Source organism: Micromonospora sp. HM134 (assembly GCF_007833915.1).
In the GTDB taxonomy this organism is placed as follows: domain Bacteria; phylum Actinomycetota; class Actinomycetes; order Mycobacteriales; family Micromonosporaceae; genus Micromonospora; species Micromonospora wenchangensis.
Genome location: NZ_CP041061.1, coordinates 478,331 through 501,344, shown reverse-complemented (window position 1 = coordinate 501,344; position 23,014 = coordinate 478,331). Strand labels below are relative to the sequence as shown.

Below are 23,014 nucleotides of genomic sequence, written 5' to 3'. Positions count from 1 at the left end.
GACCGGGGGCACTGCCCGGCCGGGCCGTCAGCCGGCGGCGCTACCCGGTTCGGGGCGGAGCAGGTCGGCGGCGGCTTCGAGCACCTCGGCCACCGGCACGTCGGCGACGAACGAATCCCGGTGCGGGCAGTTGCCGTCGCCGGGCCGGTGCGGATAGATCCCGGGCGTGCAGTCGACCCCGCAGACCGGGCAGCGCGTCGTCCAGGCGGCGATCGGGCGGTGCCGGGCGCGCAACGGCGTCGCCCCGTTGATCATGTTGCCGACCCAGTAGACGCCCACCGTCGGGGCCCCCACCGCGCCGGCCAGGTGCAGCGGGCCGGTGTCGTTGGAGACCACCAGAGCGCAGCCGGCGTACGCGGCGGCCAACCCGCCGAGGCTGAGCGTGCCGACCTGGGGACGGACCGGCACCCCGGCCGCCGCGACCACCTCGTCCACCACCGCCCGCTCGGTGGGGGTGCCGGTGACCAGCACCTCGTACCCGTCGTCGTGCAGCGCCCGGGCCACCTCGGCGAACCGTCGCGCCGGCCAGCGCCGCCGGGTGTCGGTCGCCCCGGGGTGCAGCGCCACCCGGGGCCGGTCCGGTTCGCCCAGCACCGCCCGCGCCTGTGCCCGGTCCGCGTCGGTCACCGCGAGCTTCGGTACGACGGTGACCGCGTCCGCCCCGACCAGGCCCACCACCTCCAGGTAGCGGGTCACCTCGGGCTGGTAGTAGACGTAGCGGAGCCAGCGGTCCAGCGGTGGGGCGTCCTCGGCGCGCAACCCGGCGGTGACCCGGGCACCCAGCCGGCTCATGATCGGGTTGGAGTTGGCCCCGCCGCCGTGCACCTGCAACGCCAGGTCGTAGCCCTCCCGGGCGGCGGCGGCCAGGAAGTCGTCGAGCGACCCGGGCCGCTCGTCGGGGCCGGGCTCGCGGATGCCGGGGGCCGGCGGGACGACCAGCACCCGGTCGACCGGGCCGGGCCGGTCCCGCCAGAACGCCCCGTGCCACGGCGCGCCGAACAGCACGATCTCCGCCGCCGGGTACGCCGCCCGCAGCGAGTCCAGGGCGGGCAGCAGGAAGACGAGGTCGCCGAGCGCGTTGGCCCGCAGCACGGCGATCCGGGCCACGTCGGGCACCCGCTCCCCCAGCGGGCCACCCAGGGCGGGGCTGTCCACCGGGGTCCCTACGGCCGGTCGAGCGGGTCGGCGGCGGTGCCCGGACGGTGCAGTTCCCGGTCCGCCGCCGGGTCCACGCCGGTGGGCGTACCGCTGCGGGTGGGGCCGGGCGGGTAGCCGGTACGGCCGACGGTGATGGTGCGCGGCGCGGGCCGGGCCGCCCGGGGAAGGTGCACCCGGAGCAGGCCGTGGTCCATCACCGCGTCGATGGCGTCGGGGTCGACCCGGGACGGCAGGTTCAACCGGTACTCGAAACCCCGGGTCTCGAACCCGCCGGGAATGCCCTGGTCGGCGTTGACCTCGGCTTCGGACCGGGCCCGGACGCAGAGTTCCCGGTCGTCCAGCTCGACGGCGACCTCCTCCGGCGCCACCCCGGGCAGCCGGACGACCACCTGCCAGCCGTCGGCGACCTCGGTCAGCTCGACGTCGGGCGACGCGCCCCGGCCGCCGACCAGCCGGCTCAGCTCGGCACGCAGCGCCTGGAGTTCACCCATCGGGTCCCAGCCCTGCTGGCGGTCGCGCCGGCCCCGGCCCGGCTGCTCGCTCACCGCACCTCTCCCATCGGCCGGCGGGCGGCGGTGGGCCGCAGCGAGCTGGGGGCGTCCAGGCCGGCGTCCGAGTCGACCCCGACCCCCAGCCGGTCGACCAGTTCCCCGCCGAGCCAGGCGCTGACCCCGAGAATGGCCAGGCCGACCACCTCGATGGCGATCAGCGCGCCGCCGGCCGCCCGGGAGTCGGCGTTCAACCGGACCGCCCAGACGGCCGTGAAGAGCAGGATCACCGCGACGTTCGCCGCCGCGTGGGTGAGCGCCACCCGCTTGGCCCGGGTGCCGGCCGGGATGGCCAGCAGGTCGAACGCGCCGGCCCCCGCGGCCAGCAGGCCACCGACCAGGCCGACGGTGATGTTCCAGTACGCCACCTCGGCGAGGAAGTCGGGCCCGCCGACCGTGTCCACGATGTCGAAGAGGGTGCCGGTGACCAGCAACGCCACCGGGAACATCACCAGCATCGGGTGCACCGGGTGCCCGAGCACCTTCAGTCGGCTCTCCATGGCGGCCCTCCACTGCGTCGTCGGGGGCGGGACGAGCCGGTACCCGCCGTCGTCGGGGGCAGACCCGCTCGCCACGCCCGCCTAGGCTGACGTACGGCGGCCGGTGTGCCACCGCCCGCCACCGGGACCAACGGACGGGGGAGGCGGACGTGACGGCGGAGATCACCTCGCACGAGGAGCTACGCGCGCTGCTGGGGGCACCGATGCCCCGGGCGGCGGCCAAGGAACGCACCGTGCTGCACGAGCGGGACCGGCAGTGGCTGGCCGCCTCGCCGTTCTGCCTGGTCGCCACGGCCGGCGCGGACGGTAGCTGCGACGTCTCGCCCAAGGGTGACCCGGCCGGCTTCGCGCTGGTGCTCGACGACCGGACGATCGCCGTTCCGGAGCGGCCGGGCAACCGGCGGGCCGACGGCTACCGCAACATCCTCGACAACCCGCACGTCGGGCTGATCTTCCTGATCCCGGGCCGGACGGACACCCTGCGGATCAACGGCCGGGCGAAACTGGTGCGCGACGCGCCCTACTTCGACGACATGCTGGTCCAGGGGCACCGGCCGGTGCTCGCCGTCGAGGTGGCCGTCGAGCAGATCTTCTACCACTGCGGGAAGGCGTTCATGCGGTCCGCGCTGTGGCAGCCGGAAACCTGGCAGCCGGACGCGCTGCCGTCGCGGGCCCGGCTGGCCAAGGAGGTGGAGACGCTGACCGAGAGCCTGGCCGACCTGGAGCACTACTACGGCCCGACGTACGCGGAGAAGCTCTACCGGGGGTGACGGCCCCCGGCCCGGCGGCGGTTCAGCGTTGCCAGGGCGGCGGGACCCGGACCGAGGCCATGCCCGCCGCCGTCGCCGCCGCGACCCCCAGGTCGGTGTCCTCGAACACCAGGCACCGCTCCGGCGGTACGTCGAGCAGCCGGGCCGCCAGCAGGTAGCACTCCGGGTTCGGCTTGGCCCGTGCGTAGTCCTCCGCGCAGACCAGCACGTCGAACCGGTCGAGCAGGTCGAGCGCGGTCAGCGAGGCGGTCACCGATTCCCGGGTGCTGCCGGAGACCACGGCGAACGGCACCTGCCGGTGTGCCCGTTCGATGTGTGCCAGCACCCCCGGCACGGCGGTGAGCTGCGGCAGGAAGCTCTGGTAGGCGTCCTCCCGGCGCCGGGCCACCACGTCGACCGGCATGGCCAGCCCGTGCCGCGCGTTGAGGTCGACGACGATGTCGGCCACCGGCCGGCCGCCCCAGGCGTAGAAGAGGTCCTCCGGCAGGTCGCAGCCCCACTCGTCGAGCGCCGCCCGCCAGGCCAGGTGGTGCACCGGCATGGAGTCGACGATGGTGCCGTCGCAGTCGAACAGGTAGGCCCGGAAGTCGCCGGGCGGCAGGGGCAGCACGGGCCCAGGATAGCCACGGCGGGACCGTGCCCCTTCGCCCGTGCCGGCTCCCGCCGGACGGCGTGGTGGCCGGTCAGCGGTCCGGGTCGGTGCGGGTCAGGTCGCGCAGCGCGTCCTGCGGGGCGGCGCGGCGTAGGTAGTCGCGGCGCATCCGGCGGCGGTCACGCCGGCACCGGCCGCACGCCCAGGGCAACGGCCACCACCGGCCACAGAAGGCACATCTCATCGAGGGGTCCCATCCTCGTATGCGTACGGTAGCCGACTGCTGACCTTAGCCGTACCGGACAACGGGCATCGACCGGTGCCGTCGCGGTGGCGGGAGGGGGCCGGCGGCGCGTCCCGACCCGGCGCTCAGCGGCCGAGGAGGTCGTCGATCTCGTCGTCGAACAGCAGCGCCGGGTCGAACCCCATGCCGGCGAAGTGGCCGGCGAGTTCGAGCGACAGGACGCCGTGCACCCGGGTCCAGAAGGCCAGCGCCTGCCGCAGCGTCGCGGCAGGCACGGTCGGGTCCCCGACCCAGCCCCGATGGTCGTCGAGGTGGGCCTCGATCCGTCGCCCCGAGGGCGGGACGTCGCGCCTGCGGTAGGCGTCGACGACCGTCGCCATGATCTCGGCCGAGAACGCGGTGGTGTCGTCGGGGGCGTGGTAGCCGGGTACGGGCGTGCCCCAGATCAGCAGGTAGCGCTGGGGATCGTCCAGGGCCCAGGCCCGTACGGCACGAGCCAGCCCGGCGACGTCCGCCCCGGCGTCGGCGGCCGTGCGGAGGGCGTCGGCGAGGCTGCGGTACGCGTCGCGGATCAGTGCGGTGATCAGCTCGTCCCGACTGGCGAAGTACCGGTAGAGCGCCGGGCCGCTCATTCCCAGGTGCTCGGCGATCGCCTTGAGCGACAGCGCCGACACCCCGGTCGTGGCGAGCTGTTCCCAGGCCCGCTGCTTGATCTCCGCCCGCACCTGGGCCCGGTACCGCTCGCGCGGACCGGTCACGTCGGCACCCATGGACCGTCCTTCCGTCATCACGCTCACGCCAGTTACAGGGTATCACTATCGCTATTGACCGAATCTCATCTTAGTTATAGCCTCTAATGACGGCGACAGGCAGTCGCATACATGAAAGAGGTGGAGACAGATGGCATCGACCGCGAACCAGCCGGTGATCACCTGCGACGGGCAGGGCGTCGACCCGACGGCCCGGATCCGGTACCGCGCCGAGACGCTGATCGACGCGTCGCTGCACACCGTCTGGCACCTCCAGACCGACGTCGGGAACTGGCCCTCCTGGCAGGCGCCGGTCACCACCGTCACCCGCCTCGACGACGGCGAACTGCGCGCAGGGTCGGCGTTCCGCTGGACCACCCCCGTCCCGGAGACCCCGATGACCCCGGCCACGACGCTGACCATCACCTCGACCGTCGCGCACCTGACGCCCTACCGGTGCCTCCGCTGGGCCGGCCCGGGAGTCGGCGACGGCCTGCACATCGACAACGGCGTCCACGTCTGGACCTTCACCGAGGTCACCGGCGGGGTGCTGGTGCGCACCGAGGAGACCTGGACCGGCGCCCAGGTGGAGGCGGACGTGGCGACCTCCACCACCTACCTCGGCTACGGACTGGAGGCGTGGCTGGCCGACCTCAAGGCCACCGCCGAGCACGCCGACCAGGCCGCCCGCCCCTGAACCCGGGGCGGCCACCCGACCCCGCTGCCGGCCCCCCGTACCGGAAGGAACCCGCCATGTCCCCCGCACCGACGACGCTCACGCCCCCGGGCGTGCTGCCCCGCTCACGACCCCTCGTCATCAGCGCCTGGACGGCCGCCGTCCTCGTCGCCGTCCAGTTCGCCATGGTGGCCGTCGTCCCGGTGGCGATCACACTGGTCGCCGTGCTGCGCAACGACGCCCTCCGCCCGCTGCGGTGGTGGGCCGGCGCGCTCGGCGCGGCCTACGCGGCGGGACTGGCGCTCTGGGCGATCGGCCCGGACCGCGCCCCCAGCCTGTCGAAGAACCTCCACCCGGCGCACGAGGTCGTCATCGTCGTCCTCGGCATCGCCCTCGCGGTCGCCTACCACGCGCTACGCGGACGCCGCAGCACCCGGTGACCGGGCGGGGTCTCGCCCGCAGCGACGGGGGCAGGCCGCCCGGATGGCCCCGTTCCAGGTCGAAACAGGAAAGCCCAGGTCACTTGACCTGGGCTTTCTCATCGAGCCGCCTGACGGAATCGAACCGTCGACCTACGCATTACGAGTGCACGGCGGTATTCGGCACGGATGCGAACGCATATTCACTGACCTGCTGTTACGGCTAACGTGAAGCCCCGTTCCGTCACCTTCGCATGTTCTGCGTGTCCTCAGGATTGTCCTCACCGCGACGGCGCTCCGCCTCGAACAACGCCCGAGCCAACCGCCGCGCCGCGCCCAACGACTCCGGGTCCGGCAGCCGGGTCACCGTGTCGGGGCTGTTGTCCGTCGCCGCAGCGGCAGCCCCCGACACGTACATGTGCCCGACCGGTGAGCAGACCCCCGCAGCCCGCCCCATCGGCTGGCGCATCTGACGACGCAACGCCTCGATCTGCATCGTCAGCTGCGCCAGTTCCGCACGGAGCTGCTCACGCGCCTGAGCCTGCATTCCCAGCAGCTCGACCAGGCCGTCGTTCAGGTCCCTCCGCCGCCGGCTGTCACCGGAGCGGACCAGCCAACCGCACCCACCGACGCAGACCAGGCTGCCCAGCAGGGGGTAAGTACCCATCGCCACCTCGATTCGGGCGAGGTGGTCGACGGCGAAGAGGACAGCGGCGAGGGTGCCCGCCACAGTGGCCATCACGAGATAGCCGAGCTCGGTCCGCGGCCTGGTGGGCCGCGTCTCTATCCCCACTTGTTCGGTCATAGCGAGGGAGTGTGCGCCGAGTCACCGCTGCTCAGGCAATCCTTCGATGTCCGGACTCACTCATGGCGCAATCAATGTGAACGACATGTAACGCGCTCGCGGATGATCCGCTCAGGATTCCGGCCCTTCGACGAACACCCCTCCGCCGGGAATCCCGTACGTCAAGCCTTGCGTACGGAGCAACACGTGCACCTTGTCGATCGTGGCCGGCGACACCGAGTACAGCTCCGCCAGCTCCCGCACGCTGGGCAACTTCGTGTGCGGCGGGTACTCGCCACGGGTGATGCGACCGGCCAGGTCGGCGGCGATCTGGGCGTAGGTCATGCGGCGGACGGCGGCCATGTGCTCATTTCCGTGGGCGGGTACGCCGGGAATCGCAGCATGTGGACAGTCGGGCACGCAATGATCTCTGCAACCTACCTACGTGGGGCAGGTAGGGCAGGTAGGGTGCAGAGAGCGACTGAACGGTGATCATCCGTCATCCCCCGGAGGGATCATGATCCGCGCACTCATCCGCACCATCCGGCAGCACTTCCGCCGCCCGCCAGCACCCCTGGACGCCACCGGGCCCGCCACCCTCTACGGCACCCACACCGGCAGCTGGGCCATCGAACCCGCCGACAGGCGGGACATCTGGTGAGCCGCATCGTCGAACCCCTGCACGTCGACGACGTCGTCCAGGTCGCCCACGCCGTCGTCGACGCCCACCGCGACGGCGGACCCGGCTGCCGGGAGTGCGACGGCGACGGATGCGACCAGCACGACTGGGCGGTCGACATCATCGACCGGCACCGCGCCGACCGGGCCGCGCTCCGCGAGCTGGTGGCCAGCTGGTGACCGCGACCATCGCCCCCGGCACCCGGGTATCCCTACGCCCCGGCGAGTGGGTCACCCACCTCGGCACGATCGGCAGCATGTACGTGGACCTGCGCCTGGTCGAGGTGGCGGAGACGCACCCGCTCGGCCTGGTCTGGGTCCACGCTCACGGCCTCGACTGCCGGTGGGAGTCGGTGGCCTGCCCGGAGCCGTGGTGCATCCGCGTCGCCGTCCCACCCGACACGCTGCGGGACGCCGCCGACCGGTGATCTGCCTCGGCTGCGCCCCGGGCGTGCTCGACCTGCCGCACCAGTGCGCGGGTGAGCGCGAGCTGTCCGTCACCGGCGGGTGGTGCGCCTGCAGTCGACCCGGCTGCGCCGCCGGACCAGCCGCCCCCACGACGAAACGCCCCCGCCCCAACGGGGCAGGGGCGGGGGCGCTTCGAGTGCGTCCTTCTCGTTCCGCAACGTAACGAGGGATCGCACCTGGTGTCCAAGCTGCGGGCTTCCCAGGGCGCGCACCTGAACGCGGAACGCAGACCGGCCGGCCGATCGGAGAAACCGACGGGCCTACGCCCGACTCCTTCGTACTCCGTGCCACGGACGACCGGCAATGCCGGCCCGGCAGTCCTGCCCGGACGGACGAAGCTCTCCCACCCGACCGGAGCCGAGCGTGGCGCGCTGTCGTTGGCCTTATCCAAGGACTTCGTGCAGCTCGGCCTCACCTGAACCGGGACGCACTGCGGGCCCGCTGACGACGAAACGCCCCCGCCCGGCCGCAAGGCCAGACGGGGGCGTTCGGTGTTGGAGATGCCTACCGCTCGTTGGGCACCAGGCTCGGCGAGTCCGGCTCACCGGCACCCGCCGACACCACCGAGGTCAGCAGGGACAGCACCGCCGCGCCGGCCGCGACGCCGCCGGCCGTGGTCCAGTCGGCGTCCCAGGCGGAGAAGACGGCGTCACCTCCCCAGAGGATCAGCAGCGCCTGCGCGGCGCTCTTGCCGGCCCGCTCGGCGGCGGCCTTCCAGAACTTCGTGGTGAACACGTCAGTCCTCCGTGGGGGTGAAGTCGAGGTAGTAGGTCGCGCCGACCTCGAACCGGGCGGCCGGGTTGTCGACGGCGATGGTCAGCTCACCCCAGGGGGTGGCCTTGGTGAACCGCTCGTTCTCCGGGGTGCTGGTGTCGTAGACCGCCGTCAGCTTGTAGCTGCGTGAGGTGGCCTCGTCGGTCGGGTCGCCCCGGAACTCGACGGAGTTACAGCGGAACTTGGCCCTGATGGGCATGGGTACCTCCTGGGTACGTTGATGGGGTGGTGCACGTGCCTTCCCTGCCAGCCCGTGAGCGGCTGGTGCTGGCCGAGTTGTCGGGGGTCGCCGGCCGGTACGGGACCGGCGTCGATCGGGACGTCGACCGGGACCAGGCGGTCACGGCCGTCCGGGCCGTGACCGACGACCCGGTGCTGCTGGGGATCGGGGCCGGTACCGCGATGGCCGACCCGCTCGGGATTTCTGGGCCGACCGTGCAGTTGCTCGCCGCCGCCGGCGCGGACATGGACGTGGCCGCGCAGCATGCGGCCGAGGTCCGGGCCCGGCTGGAACGCCAGGGCGTCCGGTACGACCGGCCGCCGCCGTAGTCACGAGCAGCCGAACTCCCGGCGCAGCTCGGCGATCGAGTCGGCGATCCGCTTCCCAGCGGGCGTCTGCGGCGGGGTCTGCTGGTACGCGTCATCCAGGGTGGCGACGATCCCGCACCACCGCTGCTCGGCCTGGTGGGCCGCCGCGTTGGTGTACAGGATCGACGTCGCCGACGACCCCAGGGCCGCGAGTAGACACGCCACCAGCACCCGCCATCCGGTCCAGGTCACGCCGGATCACCCGCCCCGGACGGTGCTGGCGACGACGAGGATTCCGACGGCGACGACGAGGGCGACGACGGAGAGCCAGATCCGCCCCCACTGGCCTCCCGGCGCAGGCCGACCACCCCGCCCAGCGCTGGCCCCGTAACCAGCGTGAGGCCGGCCACCACCAGCATCTCCGACGCCTGCCCGGGCGGGACGATGAACGCCTGGTGCCCCACGATCCCCAGGCCAAGGAGCACGGAGCACCAGTCCCGCACCATCTGCCGGATGCGCTCGCCCGTCACTCACGTGCCTGGCCCGGGACCGGAGCGGCGCCGGTGGGCAGCAGGTCCCGCAGCTTGGTCAGCACCTGCTCGGCGGTCAGCTCCCCGGACTCCAGCCGGCCGAGCAGGTCGGCGACCGCGTCCAGCCGGCCGGTCAGCTCGGCCAGCGCCTGGGCGTCACGCTGCACCTCGGCCACCGCGACCTCATTGATGCGGGCGATGATCCCCGGCCCGTCCACACCCTTCACCGCGGCGAGGGTCGCCTCTGCCTTCGCCTCGATCCGGGCCAGGGCCTCGGCGATCCGGTTCGGTTCCCGGCGGCGCGTCTTCTCGCCGTCGATCTGGTAGTCGGCGGGGGCGCCGGACAGCAAGGCGGCCGTCCGGTTGGTCGTCGCCCACGCGACGGGGTCTTGTGCCACGGGCACCTCCACGGGTTTCGGGGCCTGGATGAGGCCGATGCTGATGAGGTAGCGCCGGAACAGCGAGGTGAGATCCCGCCCGGCCTTGATCGCATCGCGGAAGAAGCTGAAGTGGGTGTGCCACAGGTGCGAGTCGTCGCCGGAGCTGCGCTTACCCAGCCGGTCCCACCGCCTGACGACCTTGCCGTCGGGCGAGTAGATGATCTCCCTGATGTCCCGGGTGTCCGGAGCGCCGGCCTGGCACTGGGCGACGCACCAGGTGGAGAACGTCCGCAGGTTGTGGGTGACACCACCCACCCGCACGCTGAACGTGCCCACGTCCAGCCCGGAGGCGTAGAGGGTGAGGCCGGTCCGGTCGCGGGACGACTCCACCACCGAGTAGTCGTTGGACACGACCCGGTCGGAGCCGCAGTGGTAGCCGCCCCGGTGGGCCGGATCACCGACGATGCCGACGGCCGCTGGGTCCAACGACGTGATGGTGTCGAGCAGCAACCGGCGGACCGCCAGCAGGTTGGCGGGGGCCGTGGTCACGATGCCTCCTTGACGGGCATGGGCTTGACGGGTACGAGGTCGAACGTCGTGTCACAGCCCGCGCAGTACAGCCGGCACGGCGACCCGTCGACCGGGGTCAGTCGGTGCTGTGTCACCGCGCATTGCCGGCGGCGTAGCTCGGCTTCGGCCTCGGCCAGGGTGTAGAGCGGCTCGTCGTCCATGCTGGTCACCTCCGGATCTGGCGCAGCTTGGTCTGGGCGGTGGCGAGCATCCGGGACGTCGAGGGTGCGTAAGAGTCCAGCTCCAACGTCGCCGCACCGTCGCTGACTCGGTACTCGCTGGCGACGATGCGGAAGATGGTCACCCCGTCCCGGCTGGCCGCGTTGAGCGCGTCTGGCCTGGGCAGCACGCCGCGCACCCGGATCAGACCCGGCCGGATCTCCCACGGATGCACCATCCGGCCCGTCTCCAGGTCCAAGATCGGGCGGGCGATGCGGAGTCGGCCGCCGTTGGGCGCCCATCGCCGGTCGGCGAGCCACTGGTCACCGGCGCGCTGGGCGTCTGCTGTCGATCCGACATCGGCACCCAGGTCGATGGCTCCCTGCCGGATCAGCGGCGGGGTGGCGTTGTCGAGGGCGGGCACGGTGGCGGTCCGCGTGGTCGTACGGGGCTTGCCCTTGGAGTCGCGCCACCTGACCGTCACGCGGTTGTAGAGGCCATCGGCCGACCCCGTCGAGTCGTACCCGTCCGTGACATCGGCCTCGTAGCGGACGGTCGTCGGGAGAGCCACCCATTCGAATCGGTACCGGCCGGCGGCGTTGCGCTCCCACGCGCGCCAGGTGTAGCCGGCCTCCATGCTCAGCAGGTCGTCAAGCACGCGCGCCGGGTCGACGCCGTCGGGGTAGGCGAGCTGGTCGATCGGGTGGGTGGTCGTGTCGATCCGGGCGGCGGCACCGTCGAAGCTCGTGAGGAGCCGCCCGAGCAGGTCGGCCACCACCTCGTGCGCGTACACGAAGTTGTTGCCGTAGGTGGCTGCCGTGAGCTGCTCTGCCCCTGCGGCAGTCCACCGTGTGGCCAGCACGATCAGGCCGTTGAAGCTGGCCCAGTGCGCGTCGTTGCCCACCTTGCCGCCGACGCCCGTGTAGATCGCTCTCCACTCGATCGTGTTCCGGCCGCTGTTGAAGTGGGTCACGATGCGGCGCGGTGACGACCCGCCCCCGGCGGTGTTCCAGTTGTCGGACCGGGCCACCTCGCCGCTGGCGAGACTGCCGTCCGTCCGCGCGACTACCTCTACCTGGAACGCACTGTCGGTGCGCCCCGCGTCCCAACTGGCGTGATCGACGCGGGCGACTTTCTGCCCGGACCGCTGGATGCCGACGTACCTCATCACCACGCGGCTGTTGGGGACGAGGGTGATGCCCTCCGGGAACTGGAGGATCAGCGACTGTTCCTGGCTGCTCGTCGACGCCGGGTCAGCGCCGACGGAGTCGTACGCGCCCGGCGTCGCGTTGTCGACCCGGTCGAGGTTGCTCATCGGCTGGTCGACGTAGATCAGCGGCACGGTCCGGTCGCGGGTGTGCGCCTGGCCGCCCACCGCCGCCAGGTCCCACACCTGGCCCTGCGCCCCGGCTGACCGACCCGGGTCCTCCAGCCGTCCATCCCAGACGATGCCGCCATGCCGGCCGTCGTGGACCAGCAGGTTGCCGTAGTAGGCGACCTCGTCTGGCTGGAGAGTCAGCGGACGGTCCAGCGCGATCTGGCAGGACGCGTACCCGCCCGGGTCGGTCCACCGCATCACCAGGTCGCGGGTCTCCCGGGTGACGTTCCGCTCGCCCCGGGGGGTGGTCAGCTTGACGCTCAGTGGAATCGGAAGGCTCATGAGGTCACCCCCCTCACGAACAGATACTTGGGCCAGTAGTACGGGGTCACCCGGACGTACCCGGTCGCGTCGTCGCCGTCGCTGTACTCGCTGCCCACATCGCGCAGCAGGTGCACGCGGTTGGTGACGCCCGGCGACACCATCGGCGTCAACCCCGCCATCTCCGCGATGGCAGCCCGCACCTCACCGGCCGGGCTGGTGGCGTACACCGCCGTGGCTGCCGAGTCGAGCACGTACGTCGTCGGCTGGCCGAACTCAGGCCAACGCACCGTGCACAGCCGGTCGTCGGCCGGCACCAGCATGATCGTGTCCGTGTCGAGGGTGCCCGAGCCGGACACCCTCGACGCGGACAGGAAGATGGACACCCCCCACACCGGCAGCGGCGCACCGGACAGCCCATCGGTGCCCGGGTCGTAGCCCAGCGGGATCTGCACCAAGCCGGCGTCCACCCACCGCCAGGTCGTACCCGACGGAACCGTCACCGTGTCCCCGGCGACGCTGGACGAGTCCATGACGTAGGTCAGCCGGACCTGCATCACGTCCGCGCTGACCGAGTGACGCATCCGGATGAACGCCCGGTAGGTGCCACGGACGTCCACGCTCGCGGCGGCAGGGTGCAGGGCGATCGTCGCCCGACTGGTCATGCCGGGGGTGCCGACGAACGAGGTCCGGGCGAACTGGCCCTGACTGCCGCCGCCAGCCGCCTGGAGCGTCGTGTCGGTCGTGAGGGACATCGACTCGACCGGCAGCACCACCGGCGCGGCCGAGGGCGTCCCCCTGCGACGGACCGCGATCAGCGACGTACGCCGGCCCGAACCCGGACTGAAGCCGGCCGGGTCGGTGGTGACGTCCCTGCCCTGGATCGCCAGGTACAGCGGCGTCTCGACGTCCCCCTTCGGGGAGGTGACGTCGAAGCAGAGGCCACCGGGGGCGGTCGCCGACACCAGCCGGATGCGCGCTTCGTCGATGTGCGTGGTGTGCCCGGCCGGCGGGGTCGACCCGAGCGATGCCGGCACCAGGCGAGCCTGCGCCGCCCCGACCGGCGCGACCGCCGTGAAGTCCACCAACTGCCACAGGCCGGCGGTGACCGCCGCGACGCCGGTCGACGTCGACATGTAGGTGCCCGCGCCGTTGTGCCAGTTGATGTTGCACGAGATCGAACGGGTTGCCGCGCACCGCAGCCACGCCGACGCCCGATACGTCTGCCCGGCCGTCACCGGCACCAGGTCGACCGCGCGGGCCTCCGCCGTCGCCGTCACCCCGTCCGGGGTCAACAGCAGCGACGCGACACCCTCGTGGGCCTGCGCCGTGCTGCGGGCCACCGAGCCGCCCTGCCCCACCCAGCCGAACGCGTCGACCTCGAAGTACGGGTTGGTGTTCAACTCGCTGGTCTCGGTCGGGTCGTTGCCGACCGTCACCGCCGGCAGCGTCTCCCGTAGGCCGACCGCGAACGGCTCAGCGGGAACCTGGACCGACACCTCCCGGGTGAACGGGTCCCAGACGACGCTCTCCGGTCCACAGCGGTACGTGCGGAAGAAGATCGGCAGGCTGGTCTCCGGGCGAAAGAGCAGCACGTTACTCGGCCGGTCCAGCTCCTGATACAGCCTTTGCAACTGCGCGGCCACCGCATCACCCGACGACCCGTCGTAGCGGATCACCAAACGCAGCATCCGATTCCCGTACGCGGCAGCCGGATACCTGTCACCGTCCGCCAGCAACGTCTGCACCACCGACCGCCGTAGCTCCGGCATGCCGAACGTGGTGCCCTCGCGCACCGACCAGCCGGGACCAGCCAGGTTCAGCCGGACAGCGGGGGCCGCAGAGATCGAGTCGACGAACTGCAAGTCGTACCCCACGGTGCTCCTACCTGCTCAGAATGTCGGCCTCACGGCCATGGATGTAACCGACCGCGCGGCCGTCCAGCCGCACCTCCACGCCGACCAGGGCGGCCCGGACCACCCGGGCCAGGACGGCCGGATCGTCAGCACCCGACACCGGGCCCGCCGCCGACGCTGACGGTGCCGGCACCGGCACCGCCGTCCATGCCGGCTGCCCCGCACCCCGGGCCATCGCCCTCAGCCGGGCCATCGCCGCATGCCCGCCGACGCCATCCACCTCGTCGGCCGTCCACACGTGCTCGCCCGGAGCCAGCAGCCGCCACTCCGAGTCCACGCCCCTCGGCCCCGGCCCCTCAACCGGGCCGCCCGCCGCCATGCCGGTGCTGTAGCCGAAGCCCGTGTGGGCCCCACCGCCGAAGCCCCCGGACGGCTCGGCGTACACGTTGATCCGGGCCGACATGTTGTTGATCCGCGAAACGATGCCGCGCGCCGCATCCAACGCGGGCTGCGTGTTGGCCGTGATCCGCAGCGGCTTAGGCGGTGGCATCGACGTGTAGGTGGCGATCAGCCTGTCGATCTGCCCCTCGGTCAGGTTCGCCTGCCGCAAGGTCCTGCGCAGCTGCCCGATGTAGTCGTTGTAGACGTCGTTGGCCAGCTCGATCGACCCGGTCTCCTCGTACTTCCGCTGCGCGGCATCCGCAGCGGCCTGGGCGAACTCGCCGACCCGGACACGGTTCTCGACGGCCTTACGGGAGTTCCCCTCGATGGCCCTGCCGTTGGCCTCGAACGCCTTCTTCACGGTCTCCAGGGCATCCTTCGCCCGGAGCTGCGACTGGTCGAAATTCAGGGTGGCCCCGTTGAGCTGCTTCCACACATCCAGCAGCGTCTGACCCTTGTCGATGGCGTCCTGGAGGCTCCCAGCCATCGTCTGCGCGTTCGCGCCCACCGACCCGAAGCCGGCGGCCAGCCCGCCGTTCGCAGCCGCAGCCGCCTGCGCCGCCTGGTTGTACCGCGGCAGCATGCCGGCGAGCGCGGCGAACTGCTCGGTGGTCACCCGGCCGGACGACCGCAGCTCGTCGAGGAAGATCTTCGCGGTGGACGCGCCGCCGGCGGCGACGATGTTCGCGAGGGCCTGGTCCAGGTCCTTGACCCGCTGCACGGCCTGTGGGTCGACCGGGTCCCAGTTGGCCCCGATCTCCGGGGCCGACAGCCCGGCGGCGATGTCGTCCTGGGTGCGCTTGAGGTCCTGCATGCCCTTGGTGATGCCGGCGATGTCCTCGCCGATGCGTTGCAGGTTCTCGCCGTACTTGCTGGCCAGCTCACCGACGATCTTGCCGGTGTCGGCGAACTCCTTGATCGAGGTCGTCAGCTTGTCGATGTCGGCCTTCACCGGGGCGTGCTTGCGCTCCACCCAGCTACCGAAGGCCTGCATGCCCTCGAAGACGGCGAGGACTCCGACGCTGGCCAGCCCGAACCCGCCTGCCACGCGGCCGAGCCGGGAGATACCCGCTGCGGCTTTCTCCCCGGTCGGGCCCATGTCCCGCAGGGCGTCCAGCGCTTCGCCCGCCGTCGCCTTGACCCGGAGCAGCCCGGCCCCGCCCAGCAGGCCGGCCCCGCCCAGACCGGCCAGCACGGTGATGGTCGTCTGCACCGGCCCGGGCAGTCCGGAGAACGCCCCCACCAGCCCGTCCGCCATCTGCACCAGCGTCCGCAGGCCGCCGTTCGCGCCCGACCCGGCCTGGATCGCCATCGTCTCGATCGACCCTTGCAAGCGCTCGATGTCGCCCGCCAAGTTGTCCGTCTTCTTCGCCGCGGTCTCCGCCGCAGCCCCCGAGTCGTCGACGGCGGTGACGTACTCCCGGACGCCGTCGGCACCCAGCTCGTAGAGGACGGTCGCCGCCCGGGTCGCATCGGCGCCGAAAATCTGGGCCATGGCGGCGGCACGCTGCTGCTGGGTCAGCCCACCCAGCTGCTCCTTCAGGATGCCGGCCATCTTCTCGACACCGACGAACTGGCCCTGCGTGTCGTAGAGGTTGATGCCCAGCTCGGCCATCAGATCGGCGCTCTTGCCGGTCGGCGCGGCGATCATCTGCAACATCGTCTTCAGGGAGGTGCCGGCGTCCGAGCCGATCAGCGCCCGGTCGGCGAAAGCCGCCAACGTCCCGACGGTGTCCTCCAGGCTCAGCCCGGCCTGCTTGGAGACAAGCCCGCCCATCCGCAGCGCCTCGCCCATCTCGTGGACGTCGGTGGCGCTCTTGTTGGCGGCCGAGGCCAGGACGTCCGCGATGTGCGTGACGCCCTGACCGGTCAGCCCGAAGACGTTCATGGTCTTCGCGGCCACGTCGGCAGCCTCGGCCAGGTCCAGCGAGCCGGCCGACGCCAACGCGAGGGCGCCGTCGAGGGCGCCGCCGAGGATGTCGGCGGTGCTGATACCAGCCTTGGCGAGTTCCTCGATCGCCTGCCCCGCCTGGGTGGCGCTGTACTGCGTGTCCGCACCGGCCGCCAGGGCGGCCTGCCGCAGCCGCTCCAGCTCCTGCGCGCTGCCGTTGGTGACGGCGTTGACGGCCGACATTTGCTTGTCGAAGTCGGCCGCCGCCTTGGCCGCGTAGGCGAACGCCCCGGCCAGCACCAGGCCGGCCCCGCCCGCCGCCTCGGTGATGTCGTGGAAACCCCGCCTGTTCTTCGTCGCGAGGGTGTCCAACTCGCCGCGGAAGTCCTTCAGTGACGCCTGGGCGGTGGTGATCCCCGCCTTGAAGCCGGCCACCTTCGCCATCAGGGACACGGTGACGGTGCGGTCAGCCATATCCCATCACCCCCTTGATCAGATGCGCCGGACGCCGACGTACACGCCGCGGCGGCGGGGCCCCTCGGTCTGGTTGTCCATCTCGGCCTGGGCGACCACGCACGCCTGGCAGGTGTCGACGAGCGGCGTCCACGACCCGGCCGACTTCGGGTCCCGGCATTCGTCGAGCGGCAGCCCGCACCCGGGGCAGGCCTCGCGCTGCTCCACCAGGTGGGCCAGCAGCCACGCCCGGTCCTCGTCCGTCCACGGCGACGGCCGGGTGATCACCGACCGCCCCGTGAGCGTGCCGGCCGGGTCGTAGTGCTCGACGACCTCCCGGGTGGGCTCCCCGAGCCACACCGACAGCGGTGCCCCTACCCGTGTGGCCGCCTCTACTTCGTCTCGGCGCTCCCGAGAATCGCGGAGGCGGCGACGGAGAAAGGGATGGCCTGGCCGCGGGCGTTGATGTCCCAGGCGGCGTTCGACAGGGCCAGCCACTGGGACTCCGCGAGCCGGTCAGCCAGCTCGGCCACCTGCTCTGCGGTGGCCTTCGGCTCGACGAGCATCTTCGACACGAGGTCACACACGGCGGCGTGCCACACGTCGGCGAACTCGTCGTCCGACTGGTCGTCGGCCTTCTTCGGCATCGCGTCACGCAGCACGGTGAACCGCCGCGCCGGCCACGCCCGCAGTAGGAACTGCACCTGGTGGGCCAGCATCTCCTTCCGCAGCTCCTCCATGCGGCGGGCGATGACCGTCGCCGGGGCCACCTCGCCGAGGCTCGACGCGGTGCGCGGCGCGCCGAGCAGCTCGTTGTCGAGGCGCTCGTACTCGGCGACGAGATCCTCGCGCAGGCACAGCGGCACCGTTCGTTCCGGCAGCTTCGCCTGCGCGAGAATCGCGTCGAACTGACTGGTGTCGCTCACGCGATCACTGCCCGGGGCTCGGGGTCGAGGTACACGAAGAACGGCACCATGAAGTCGTGGGTGGAGTCCGGGCCCGGCTTCACCTCGTCCGCCATGCCGGCCTCCAGCGGCAGCACCTGGAGCGGCTGACCCGAGGCGAACGCCGTCTCCTTGTCGATGCCCCGGCGCACCAGCAGAACACCGGTGGTCCGGTACTGGAACAGGTTCCAGGCGGTGTCGACGGTGTCGTGGTGGAAGGTGATCCCGACCTCCGGCGTGATCCGGCCGGCGCGGGCGGTGGTGAACCGGGAGCCGAGGTTCGACGTGTTCACCGAACCGGTGCCGATCTTGATGTCGAGGCCGTCGGGGGTGATGAGCTGCTCCAGCCGGGTGCCTCCGTTGGCCTCCGATGCCGTCGGCGCCGCCAGGTTCGCGACGCTGTTGCACCAGGTGACCCGCACCCGGCCGTCGATGATGATGACCGCCATCAGTTCTCTCGCTTTCCGGCCGTCGGCTCGGCCTTCTGGGTCCTCGCCCCCGGCTTGTCGGGGGCGGAGTCGGCGGCCGGCTCCTGCGGCTCGGCGTCCAGGTCGGGGGCGTCGGCGTAGGCGCCGACGTCGAGGCTGTCCTTGTCGGCGGTGTACTCCGACACACGCATCCAGCCGAGCGGCCGGTGCACGGCCAGGGACGGCTCTGCCACGGTTGCCACACCCAGCTCGGGGTGGCGGATGACGCACCAGCGCATCGTCGCCTCCCTCACAGCCGGTACAGCTCGCACGTCACCGAGGACGTGGCGCTGTAGTTGACGGTGGCCACCTGGGTGGACGGGTTCACCGCGGCCGGCGAGACGTAGATGTTGCGGGCGCTGCTGGCGGACACCGCGACCGCCGACGGCGAACCGGCGTTGCCCGACGGCGTGGTGCCCGGGTCGACGACGGTGACGTTGGCGGGGGTGGCACCGCAGATGACCCGCAGGAGCGCACCTCGGGTGCCGATGTCGGCGGCGGAGATGGTGTCCGATGATGCGACGGCGGCCGGCGTGGAGTAGCTGCCGGCGGCCGACAGGCCGACGGCGTGGGTGTAGAGCGCCATCAGGCGTTCCTCCTGGTGTCGAATCCGCCCATCGGCGGAGCGTGCAGAGTGGATGACCGCCGGTACATTGGCGGCCGTGACTGAGCAGCCACCGGCCGAGCAGCCGGCGACGACCAGCGGCAGCAACACCGCGCTGGCATGGCTTGTGGGAATCGGCGGGCTCCTGGCCCTGCTGTGCGGGATGGTCGCGCTCGACGGCGACGACCCGCCGTCCGATCCGGGCCCGGACGCCGAGCGGGTCTGCCAGGACTTCGTGAAGAAGCGCCTGAAGGCACCGGCCAGCGCCGAGTTCACCGGCATCACCCACACCGGCTACGGCAGCGACTACACCGTCACCGGGTCCGTCGACGCCCAGAACACGTTCGGCGCGACGATCCGCAGCACCTTCACCTGCCAGGTGCGCGATGCCGGCGACGAGTGGCGGCTGCTGTCGTTGACCGGTCTCAGCTAGCCCGGGTAGGTCTCCAGGCGGTAGATGTCGGTCTGCTCCACCACCAGCTTCCCCGACGACTCATCGGATGTCGGGGGCCGGTTCGCGTCATGCCGGATCAGCCCCACCGCCCGGCCCGGCACCACCGGCCGCGCGTTGAGCAGCGCCGCCCGGACCAGCTGCGCGACCGCCCGGCACGCGATGTCGTTCTGGCCCACGCAATGGCAGAAGGCCCTCGCCACCACCCGGTCCGACAACCCGTCGAGACTGCTACCGGCCAGGGTTTCGATCGCGACGTCGACCACCACGTAGGGCGGGAGCACCCCGGCTGGCACCCGGCGGCCCGCGTCCTGCCCGTCCGGTAGCGGGTACACCGTCAGGTTCGCCGTGGCGCGCAGCAGCCCCAGGTAGGCATCGGCGTGGTCCTGCACGATGCCCATCAGTCCTCCAGCAGGTCCTGCGCCAGGTCCTCAAGGGCCTGGACGTACCGGGGTTCCTCCGCGTCCATCGCCGGCCCCAGGTGCGGGATCGGCGCATTGTTGCGGGTGCCGTGCTCCAGGATGTTGCCCAGCGCGCCCTGACGCTTCTCCTTGTCGGGGCCGATCTCCGACCGCACGGTGGTCAGCCCGTGGTACAGGTCGTAGCCGATCGCCGCCGGGTACGCCGGGGCGTGCTTGAGTCCGGAGACGCGCCGCGCCGCATCCCGCTTGATGTTGAGGCTCCCCTTGGCCACCACCTTCTCGACCTCGGGCACCGAGCGAGACTGGGCGCGGTTCAGGGCGACGGCCAACTCCCGGTCGCCGGAGACGTCCATCTCCATGTCCATCAGGACGCCGCCTCCTCGATGTGCAGCCGCCGGGCGGTCGCCAGGCTCTTCGCCGACTCGCCCCGCACGGTCAGGTGCCGTCCCACCAGGTCCGGGTCGTACGTGCACGCGTCGATGACCACCTCGTCGTCGACGCGCACGCCGCCGGAGGTCGCCACCGGCAGGTGCAGCTCTCGGGGGACCATCAGCAGCTCGGCCTGCCCGGGGGACTCCTCCCGGGACTGCACGGCCGACTGCTGCACCCGGCACCGACCCTGATAGATGGTCGCGTCGGTGGGCGCGGTCTGCCCCGTTTCGGGGTTGGTGCTGACGCCGGTGGTGCGGCGGATCGTGCACCGGTCGACCATCAGCCGCTCGGCGGCCCGTCGGCCCGCCCGTAGTGCCGACTCCACGCTCACGAGCACCTCCTACGGTCTGACCACCACACCCCGGTCGGGGCGGGCCACGGTGCCGCTTGCTGGCCGCGTCACAGTGCCGGCCTGGGGGCGCGGGGCGAATCGCTCGCGCACCCGGACCGCCACCGCAGAGCCGATACCTGCCGCCGGCACCAGTGCGACCGCGACCGGGCTGGGCGTCGCCGTGAGCGCCACCGCAGCGCCTGCGCCGACGGCAGGCGCAAGGTTCACCGTCACCGGCCCGGCTGTCGGCGTGACCGCGACGGCCGTACCGGACCCGGCAGCCGGGGCCAGGTCCACCGGCACCGGGCCGAAGACCAGGTCCGCCGTGAGCTCCACCCAGGGGCAGAGAGACGTCGTCGCCCCCGACGTCAGGGTGTGGTCGGCGGTCGCCGCAGCGTCGCCGAGCTGCATGAAGGCGTTGACGCCGGTGTTCGTGCCGTGGAACCGCACCCCCAGCTCGACGACCAGGCGGTCACCGGCCTGCACCGCGAGCGGCGACAGTGCCGTGCCCGCCGGGACGATCCGGGTCGCCGCCGTGGTGCCCAGCTCCTGCCCGATCACATCCGCTGTCGCCGTCAGGGCGGCGGTGTGCCCCGGGTAGAGCACCCCCCGCTCGGCGCCGCCGTCGGCGGAGACCGCCCGGATGACCACCTGGAGGCTGGCGTCAGCGGCGGAAGCGGACTCACCCGCCCGCACGACCGCCGAGAACGTCCCGGAGATGGTCTGCGCGGCGAGCGGGGCCGACACGAACTGCGCCTGCAACACATTGTAGCCGGCCGCCGGCCCGTCCTTCGGGTAGTCGGTGCCCGTCGTCGACAGCGGCGTCGTCGCGCCCTTCGTCGTGGCCGCCGACAGTCGCCACGCGCTGGCCGTCCGGTCCCACGCCGCACCGAACCCGGCCGTGGCCGGTGCCTGCCGGCCGTCCCAGCGCGGCAGGTAGATCCGGGTCGCCACAGCGGTCAGCTCTGGCGCAGGAAGTCGGCGACGCCGATCGACAGGCCGCCGTCCATCGGCTTTGGGAAGTTGGTCGTGTGCACGCTCAGCAGCTCGCGCTGGGCATCCGACGCTCCGATCTCGTGGTAGATCGCGACGCCCTGGGCGACGACACCCGGGGCGGCGGCGAACGCCAGATCCGCGCAGTCGACGGACGCCCGGTTGTTCGCGTCGTCCTGGGTCACCGTGACGCCGGTCAGGGTGACCCGCTCGGAGTGGATACTGACGCCGCTGACCGCGTCGAGATCCGCCACGGTGTTCAGGGTGAGCGTGTGCACCCCCGTCTGCGTCCCGGTGAACACGCACACCCGCAGCGTCAGGTTGTCGACGCCGCTCTTCGTGATCCGCCACTTGCCCCGGTTCGGGTACGACTCGGCCACTGGGCCCCTCTCCTACCGTCTCCGGCCGTACTGGCGGCGCAGCGCCGCACGCAGCGCCGGCGTGCCGTCCATCTGCGCCGACAGCGCCGAGTACGTCGCCGACCAGTCGTCCAGCTGCTCCGACCGCAGGCCGGCCGGGTTGTCGACCACGTCCCGGATCAGCCCCAGCACCGCACCCCGCGCGAACTGCAACTCCTGCGCGCCCTCGGCGTACCCGTGGCTGTAGACCACCGTCACCTGCACCAGATCACCCGGGCAGTCCGACCAGCCGCACCGCCGGAACAGCCGGGAACCGTGCGACCGGTACCCGGCCGGCCCGACGGCCAGCGCCGTGCCGCCGTAGTCCACCGACGCCACCGACCGCACCGGCCACTGCGGCAGCGACAGCCACTGCCCCGGCCCGGCCGCCACCACCGCCGTGTCGTCGACGACCTCGACGATGCGCTGCCCGCCCGCCGCCACCTGCACCACCGCGGTGCCGCACTCGACGAGCAGCGTCGCCTTCGCCAGGTCCAGGTCGTCGCGCTCCAGCAGGGAGGCGAGATCCTCGGGCGCCGCCAGCATGTCAGCCATCGCACCTCACCTCCCCGCCCGCCGCCGTCAGCGGCCCGCGTCGTCCCCGTCGGCCGGCTTCCCGCCGCCCGCGCCCGGGTCGCCCAGGGGCGTCGCCACCCCGCCCGGGGCCGCCGGGCTGGTCGTCTCGTCGTAGTGCTCCGGCACCGTCGGCGGCTCGGTCTCCTCCGCCGCCTTCACCTTGTCGAGCCGGGCGAGCAGCGTCGCCCGCGCCTTGTCGCCCTTGGCCAGTTCCTCGTGCCGGGCGACCCGGGCGCGGGCCAGGTCGTCGCCCACCCACTCCATGATCTGCTCGACGGTGCCGCCCGGGATGATGTCCGCCGGGATCTCGTCCGGCTCCACCTCGCCCGGCACCGGCCGGGCCGCCCGCGCCGCGTCCTCCCGCGAGGCCGAGTCGGCGGGCTTGCCGTCGCGGCGGCCCACCGACCCGGCCGCGACCAGCCGGGTGCGGTCCTCGTCGGACACGTCGTCGGGCAGGACCTGGCCCTGCGGCACGTCGACGTAGGCCACGCCCGCACCGACCTGGGTCCGGACCGTCACGTAGCCGGCGGTGACCACCAGGTCCGCGCCGTTGTCGGTCGTCTTCTTGCTGCTGCTCATCGGGGCGGCT

Annotated in this window: 37 protein-coding genes; 9 read left to right on the top strand and 28 right to left on the bottom strand. The window is 72.2% G+C overall.

What is annotated here, in order from left to right; translation table 11 throughout:
• Positions 1 to 27 precede the first annotated feature (27 nt).
• The 3 genes from FJK98_RS02600 to FJK98_RS02590 are packed head-to-tail and all read right to left on the bottom strand — an operon-like array spanning position 28 to position 2,206.
• Complete coding sequence (locus tag FJK98_RS02600) at positions 28 to 1,155, bottom strand: glycosyltransferase family 9 protein (protein ID WP_145917582.1); 1,128 nt, start codon at positions 1,153 to 1,155, stop codon at positions 28 to 30.
• Positions 1,156 to 1,163: 8 nt separating this feature from the next.
• On the bottom strand, positions 1,164 to 1,649 hold the full coding sequence (locus tag FJK98_RS02595; protein ID WP_145922531.1) for an Hsp20/alpha crystallin family protein: 486 nt from the start codon (positions 1,647 to 1,649) through the stop codon (positions 1,164 to 1,166).
• 50 nt (positions 1,650 to 1,699) lie between these two features.
• Positions 1,700 to 2,206: a DUF2231 domain-containing protein gene (locus FJK98_RS02590; protein WP_145917581.1), complete on the bottom strand. Its 507-nt coding sequence runs from the start codon at positions 2,204 to 2,206 to the stop codon at positions 1,700 to 1,702.
• A gap of 149 nt (positions 2,207 to 2,355) precedes the next feature.
• On the opposite strand from FJK98_RS02590, the gene FJK98_RS02585 reads away from it, so the two are divergent.
• Positions 2,356 to 2,976, top strand: a complete 621-nt coding sequence (locus FJK98_RS02585; protein WP_145917580.1) for a pyridoxamine 5'-phosphate oxidase family protein — start codon at positions 2,356 to 2,358, stop codon at positions 2,974 to 2,976.
• Positions 2,977 to 2,998: 22 nt separating this feature from the next.
• Here the strand turns inward: FJK98_RS02585 and FJK98_RS02580 are convergent, their stop codons facing one another.
• The 3 genes from FJK98_RS02580 to FJK98_RS02575 form a co-directional block, all read right to left on the bottom strand.
• Positions 2,999 to 3,586, bottom strand: coding sequence for an HAD family hydrolase (locus tag FJK98_RS02580; protein WP_370516987.1), 588 nt, complete (start codon positions 3,584 to 3,586; stop codon positions 2,999 to 3,001).
• Between the two features lie 73 nt (positions 3,587 to 3,659).
• Positions 3,660 to 3,812 carry a hypothetical protein gene (locus FJK98_RS33045; protein ID WP_168222372.1) on the bottom strand — a complete coding sequence of 51 codons (153 nt, stop codon included), beginning with the start codon at positions 3,810 to 3,812 and terminating at the stop codon, positions 3,660 to 3,662.
• A 125-nt stretch (positions 3,813 to 3,937) separates the two neighbouring features.
• Entirely contained in the window at positions 3,938 to 4,582 is a 645-nt protein-coding gene (locus tag FJK98_RS02575; RefSeq protein ID WP_145917579.1) for a TetR/AcrR family transcriptional regulator, read from the bottom strand.
• A 130-nt stretch (positions 4,583 to 4,712) separates the two neighbouring features.
• On the opposite strand from FJK98_RS02575, the gene FJK98_RS02570 reads away from it, so the two are divergent.
• Both FJK98_RS02570 and FJK98_RS02565 read left to right on the top strand, forming a co-directional pair.
• The gene (locus tag FJK98_RS02570) at positions 4,713 to 5,258 is read left to right on the top strand and encodes an SRPBCC family protein (protein ID WP_145917578.1); all 546 of its coding nucleotides are present in this window, start codon (positions 4,713 to 4,715) and stop codon (positions 5,256 to 5,258) included.
• A gap of 56 nt (positions 5,259 to 5,314) precedes the next feature.
• Positions 5,315 to 5,677: a hypothetical protein gene (locus FJK98_RS02565; RefSeq protein WP_145917577.1), complete on the top strand. Its 363-nt coding sequence runs from the start codon at positions 5,315 to 5,317 to the stop codon at positions 5,675 to 5,677.
• Positions 5,678 to 5,900: 223 nt separating this feature from the next.
• Here FJK98_RS02565 and FJK98_RS02560 read toward each other — a convergent pair whose 3' ends face one another.
• Together FJK98_RS02560 and FJK98_RS02555 are read right to left on the bottom strand one after the other, a co-directional pair.
• The gene (locus FJK98_RS02560; protein WP_145917576.1) at positions 5,901 to 6,395 is read right to left on the bottom strand and encodes a hypothetical protein; all 495 of its coding nucleotides are present in this window, start codon (positions 6,393 to 6,395) and stop codon (positions 5,901 to 5,903) included.
• A gap of 177 nt (positions 6,396 to 6,572) precedes the next feature.
• Positions 6,573 to 6,785, bottom strand: a complete 213-nt coding sequence (locus FJK98_RS02555) for a winged helix-turn-helix domain-containing protein (protein WP_240762571.1) — start codon at positions 6,783 to 6,785, stop codon at positions 6,573 to 6,575.
• Positions 6,786 to 6,957: 172 nt separating this feature from the next.
• Between FJK98_RS02555 and FJK98_RS33040 the strand changes: the two genes are divergently transcribed.
• The 4 genes from FJK98_RS33040 to FJK98_RS34495 all read left to right on the top strand — a co-directional run bounded on the left by FJK98_RS33040 (position 6,958) and on the right by FJK98_RS34495 (position 8,005).
• Positions 6,958 to 7,101, top strand: coding sequence for a hypothetical protein (locus tag FJK98_RS33040; RefSeq protein WP_168222371.1), 144 nt, complete (start codon positions 6,958 to 6,960; stop codon positions 7,099 to 7,101).
• A complete protein-coding gene (locus FJK98_RS02550; RefSeq protein WP_145917574.1) occupies positions 7,098 to 7,298 on the top strand; it encodes a hypothetical protein in 201 nt (66 codons plus the stop codon). Before FJK98_RS33040 ends, FJK98_RS02550 begins: the two co-directional genes overlap by 4 nt.
• Positions 7,295 to 7,546, top strand: coding sequence for a hypothetical protein (locus FJK98_RS02545; RefSeq protein ID WP_145917573.1), 252 nt, complete (start codon positions 7,295 to 7,297; stop codon positions 7,544 to 7,546). The genes FJK98_RS02550 and FJK98_RS02545 overlap by 4 nt, the downstream gene beginning before the upstream one ends.
• A gap of 324 nt (positions 7,547 to 7,870) precedes the next feature.
• Positions 7,871 to 8,005, top strand: coding sequence for a hypothetical protein (locus FJK98_RS34495; RefSeq protein ID WP_255470111.1), 135 nt, complete (start codon positions 7,871 to 7,873; stop codon positions 8,003 to 8,005).
• Positions 8,006 to 8,090: 85 nt separating this feature from the next.
• Here FJK98_RS34495 and FJK98_RS02540 read toward each other — a convergent pair whose 3' ends face one another.
• Complete coding sequence (locus FJK98_RS02540; protein WP_145917572.1) at positions 8,091 to 8,321, bottom strand: holin; 231 nt, start codon at positions 8,319 to 8,321, stop codon at positions 8,091 to 8,093.
• Between the two features lies 1 nt (position 8,322).
• Positions 8,323 to 8,559: a hypothetical protein gene (locus FJK98_RS02535; RefSeq protein WP_145917571.1), complete on the bottom strand. Its 237-nt coding sequence runs from the start codon at positions 8,557 to 8,559 to the stop codon at positions 8,323 to 8,325.
• Positions 8,560 to 8,585: 26 nt separating this feature from the next.
• Here FJK98_RS02535 and FJK98_RS02530 point away from each other — a divergent pair, with 26 nt between their 5' ends.
• Positions 8,586 to 8,909 carry a hypothetical protein gene (locus FJK98_RS02530; RefSeq protein ID WP_145917570.1) on the top strand — a complete coding sequence of 108 codons (324 nt, stop codon included), beginning with the start codon at positions 8,586 to 8,588 and terminating at the stop codon, positions 8,907 to 8,909.
• Here the strand turns inward: FJK98_RS02530 and FJK98_RS02525 are convergent, their stop codons facing one another.
• The 11 genes from FJK98_RS02525 to FJK98_RS02475 form a co-directional block, all read right to left on the bottom strand.
• Positions 8,910 to 9,140: a hypothetical protein gene (locus tag FJK98_RS02525; protein ID WP_145917569.1), complete on the bottom strand. Its 231-nt coding sequence runs from the start codon at positions 9,138 to 9,140 to the stop codon at positions 8,910 to 8,912.
• A gap of 274 nt (positions 9,141 to 9,414) precedes the next feature.
• Complete coding sequence (locus tag FJK98_RS33805) at positions 9,415 to 10,347, bottom strand: hypothetical protein (protein WP_240762570.1); 933 nt, start codon at positions 10,345 to 10,347, stop codon at positions 9,415 to 9,417.
• The gene (locus FJK98_RS02515) at positions 10,344 to 10,529 is read right to left on the bottom strand and encodes a hypothetical protein (protein ID WP_145917568.1); all 186 of its coding nucleotides are present in this window, start codon (positions 10,527 to 10,529) and stop codon (positions 10,344 to 10,346) included. Before FJK98_RS02515 ends, FJK98_RS33805 begins: the two co-directional genes overlap by 4 nt.
• A 5-nt stretch (positions 10,530 to 10,534) precedes the next feature.
• On the bottom strand, positions 10,535 to 12,187 hold the full coding sequence (locus FJK98_RS02510; RefSeq protein ID WP_145917567.1) for a hypothetical protein: 1,653 nt from the start codon (positions 12,185 to 12,187) through the stop codon (positions 10,535 to 10,537).
• Positions 12,184 to 14,043: a carbohydrate binding domain-containing protein gene (locus FJK98_RS02505; protein ID WP_145917566.1), complete on the bottom strand. Its 1,860-nt coding sequence runs from the start codon at positions 14,041 to 14,043 to the stop codon at positions 12,184 to 12,186. Before FJK98_RS02505 ends, FJK98_RS02510 begins: the two co-directional genes overlap by 4 nt.
• A 7-nt stretch (positions 14,044 to 14,050) precedes the next feature.
• Complete coding sequence (locus FJK98_RS33035) at positions 14,051 to 16,828, bottom strand: phage tail tape measure protein (RefSeq protein WP_168222370.1); 2,778 nt, start codon at positions 16,826 to 16,828, stop codon at positions 14,051 to 14,053.
• Positions 16,829 to 16,846: 18 nt separating this feature from the next.
• On the bottom strand, positions 16,847 to 17,167 hold the full coding sequence (locus tag FJK98_RS02495) for a hypothetical protein (RefSeq protein ID WP_145917565.1): 321 nt from the start codon (positions 17,165 to 17,167) through the stop codon (positions 16,847 to 16,849).
• A 32-nt stretch (positions 17,168 to 17,199) separates the two neighbouring features.
• On the bottom strand, positions 17,200 to 17,733 hold the full coding sequence (locus FJK98_RS02490; protein WP_145917564.1) for a hypothetical protein: 534 nt from the start codon (positions 17,731 to 17,733) through the stop codon (positions 17,200 to 17,202).
• Positions 17,730 to 18,200, bottom strand: a complete 471-nt coding sequence (locus tag FJK98_RS02485; RefSeq protein ID WP_145917563.1) for a hypothetical protein — start codon at positions 18,198 to 18,200, stop codon at positions 17,730 to 17,732. The genes FJK98_RS02490 and FJK98_RS02485 overlap by 4 nt, the downstream gene beginning before the upstream one ends.
• Entirely contained in the window at positions 18,200 to 18,412 is a 213-nt protein-coding gene (locus FJK98_RS02480) for a hypothetical protein (RefSeq protein WP_145917562.1), read from the bottom strand. Before FJK98_RS02480 ends, FJK98_RS02485 begins: the two co-directional genes overlap by 1 nt.
• 56 nt (positions 18,413 to 18,468) lie before the next feature.
• Positions 18,469 to 18,804, bottom strand: coding sequence for a hypothetical protein (locus tag FJK98_RS02475; protein ID WP_145917561.1), 336 nt, complete (start codon positions 18,802 to 18,804; stop codon positions 18,469 to 18,471).
• A 76-nt stretch (positions 18,805 to 18,880) separates the two neighbouring features.
• Between FJK98_RS02475 and FJK98_RS02470 the strand changes: the two genes are divergently transcribed.
• On the top strand, positions 18,881 to 19,255 hold the full coding sequence (locus tag FJK98_RS02470) for a hypothetical protein (protein WP_145917560.1): 375 nt from the start codon (positions 18,881 to 18,883) through the stop codon (positions 19,253 to 19,255).
• On the opposite strand, the gene FJK98_RS02465 is transcribed toward FJK98_RS02470, so the two are convergent.
• Genes FJK98_RS02465 through FJK98_RS02435 form a run of 7 tightly spaced genes read right to left on the bottom strand, consistent with a single transcriptional unit; the run spans position 19,252 to position 23,004 of the window.
• Complete coding sequence (locus FJK98_RS02465; RefSeq protein WP_145917559.1) at positions 19,252 to 19,674, bottom strand: hypothetical protein; 423 nt, start codon at positions 19,672 to 19,674, stop codon at positions 19,252 to 19,254. The genes FJK98_RS02470 and FJK98_RS02465 overlap by 4 nt on opposite strands.
• Positions 19,674 to 20,060 carry a hypothetical protein gene (locus tag FJK98_RS02460; RefSeq protein WP_145917558.1) on the bottom strand — a complete coding sequence of 129 codons (387 nt, stop codon included), beginning with the start codon at positions 20,058 to 20,060 and terminating at the stop codon, positions 19,674 to 19,676. The genes FJK98_RS02465 and FJK98_RS02460 overlap by 1 nt, the downstream gene beginning before the upstream one ends.
• Entirely contained in the window at positions 20,060 to 20,458 is a 399-nt protein-coding gene (locus FJK98_RS02455) for a DUF6093 family protein (protein ID WP_145917557.1), read from the bottom strand. The genes FJK98_RS02460 and FJK98_RS02455 overlap by 1 nt, the downstream gene beginning before the upstream one ends.
• Before the next feature lie 9 nt (positions 20,459 to 20,467).
• Positions 20,468 to 21,412 carry a hypothetical protein gene (locus FJK98_RS02450; protein WP_145917556.1) on the bottom strand — a complete coding sequence of 315 codons (945 nt, stop codon included), beginning with the start codon at positions 21,410 to 21,412 and terminating at the stop codon, positions 20,468 to 20,470.
• A gap of 5 nt (positions 21,413 to 21,417) precedes the next feature.
• Positions 21,418 to 21,831 carry a hypothetical protein gene (locus FJK98_RS02445; protein ID WP_145917555.1) on the bottom strand — a complete coding sequence of 138 codons (414 nt, stop codon included), beginning with the start codon at positions 21,829 to 21,831 and terminating at the stop codon, positions 21,418 to 21,420.
• 12 nt (positions 21,832 to 21,843) lie between these two features.
• Positions 21,844 to 22,404, bottom strand: coding sequence for a hypothetical protein (locus tag FJK98_RS02440; RefSeq protein ID WP_145917554.1), 561 nt, complete (start codon positions 22,402 to 22,404; stop codon positions 21,844 to 21,846).
• 27 nt (positions 22,405 to 22,431) lie between these two features.
• Entirely contained in the window at positions 22,432 to 23,004 is a 573-nt protein-coding gene (locus tag FJK98_RS02435; RefSeq protein WP_145917553.1) for a hypothetical protein, read from the bottom strand.
• Positions 23,005 to 23,014: the final 10 nt, after the last annotated feature.

What these genes read in the sequence shown, in the direction of transcription:
- FJK98_RS02595 (WP_145922531.1), bottom strand. Translation starts at nt 1,649, where the DNA reads ATGGGTGAACTCCAGGCGCTGCGTGCCGAGCTGAGCCGGCTGGTCGGC.
- FJK98_RS02590 (WP_145917581.1), bottom strand. Translation starts at nt 2,206, where the DNA reads ATGGAGAGCCGACTGAAGGTGCTCGGGCACCCGGTGCACCCGATGCTG.
- FJK98_RS33045 (WP_168222372.1), bottom strand. Translation starts at nt 3,812, where the DNA reads ATGAGATGTGCCTTCTGTGGCCGGTGGTGGCCGTTGCCCTGGGCGTGC.
- FJK98_RS02575 (WP_145917579.1), bottom strand. Translation starts at nt 4,582, where the DNA reads ATGGGTGCCGACGTGACCGGTCCGCGCGAGCGGTACCGGGCCCAGGTG.
- FJK98_RS02570 (WP_145917578.1), top strand. Translation starts at nt 4,713, where the DNA reads ATGGCATCGACCGCGAACCAGCCGGTGATCACCTGCGACGGGCAGGGC.
- FJK98_RS02565 (WP_145917577.1), top strand. Translation starts at nt 5,315, where the DNA reads ATGTCCCCCGCACCGACGACGCTCACGCCCCCGGGCGTGCTGCCCCGC.
- FJK98_RS02560 (WP_145917576.1), bottom strand. Translation starts at nt 6,395, where the DNA reads ATGGCCACTGTGGCGGGCACCCTCGCCGCTGTCCTCTTCGCCGTCGAC.
- FJK98_RS02555 (WP_240762571.1), bottom strand. Translation starts at nt 6,785, where the DNA reads ATGACCTACGCCCAGATCGCCGCCGACCTGGCCGGTCGCATCACCCGT.
- FJK98_RS33040 (WP_168222371.1), top strand. Translation starts at nt 6,958, where the DNA reads ATGATCCGCGCACTCATCCGCACCATCCGGCAGCACTTCCGCCGCCCG.
- FJK98_RS02535 (WP_145917571.1), bottom strand. Translation starts at nt 8,559, where the DNA reads ATGCCCATCAGGGCCAAGTTCCGCTGTAACTCCGTCGAGTTCCGGGGC.
- FJK98_RS02515 (WP_145917568.1), bottom strand. Translation starts at nt 10,529, where the DNA reads ATGGACGACGAGCCGCTCTACACCCTGGCCGAGGCCGAAGCCGAGCTA.
- FJK98_RS02510 (WP_145917567.1), bottom strand. Translation starts at nt 12,187, where the DNA reads ATGAGCCTTCCGATTCCACTGAGCGTCAAGCTGACCACCCCCCGGGGC.
- FJK98_RS33035 (WP_168222370.1), bottom strand. Translation starts at nt 16,828, where the DNA reads ATGGCTGACCGCACCGTCACCGTGTCCCTGATGGCGAAGGTGGCCGGC.
- FJK98_RS02485 (WP_145917563.1), bottom strand. Translation starts at nt 18,200, where the DNA reads ATGGCGGTCATCATCATCGACGGCCGGGTGCGGGTCACCTGGTGCAAC.
- FJK98_RS02475 (WP_145917561.1), bottom strand. Translation starts at nt 18,804, where the DNA reads ATGGCGCTCTACACCCACGCCGTCGGCCTGTCGGCCGCCGGCAGCTAC.
- FJK98_RS02465 (WP_145917559.1), bottom strand. Translation starts at nt 19,674, where the DNA reads ATGGGCATCGTGCAGGACCACGCCGATGCCTACCTGGGGCTGCTGCGC.
- FJK98_RS02460 (WP_145917558.1), bottom strand. Translation starts at nt 20,060, where the DNA reads ATGGACATGGAGATGGACGTCTCCGGCGACCGGGAGTTGGCCGTCGCC.
- FJK98_RS02440 (WP_145917554.1), bottom strand. Translation starts at nt 22,404, where the DNA reads ATGGCTGACATGCTGGCGGCGCCCGAGGATCTCGCCTCCCTGCTGGAG.
- FJK98_RS02435 (WP_145917553.1), bottom strand. Translation starts at nt 23,004, where the DNA reads ATGAGCAGCAGCAAGAAGACGACCGACAACGGCGCGGACCTGGTGGTC.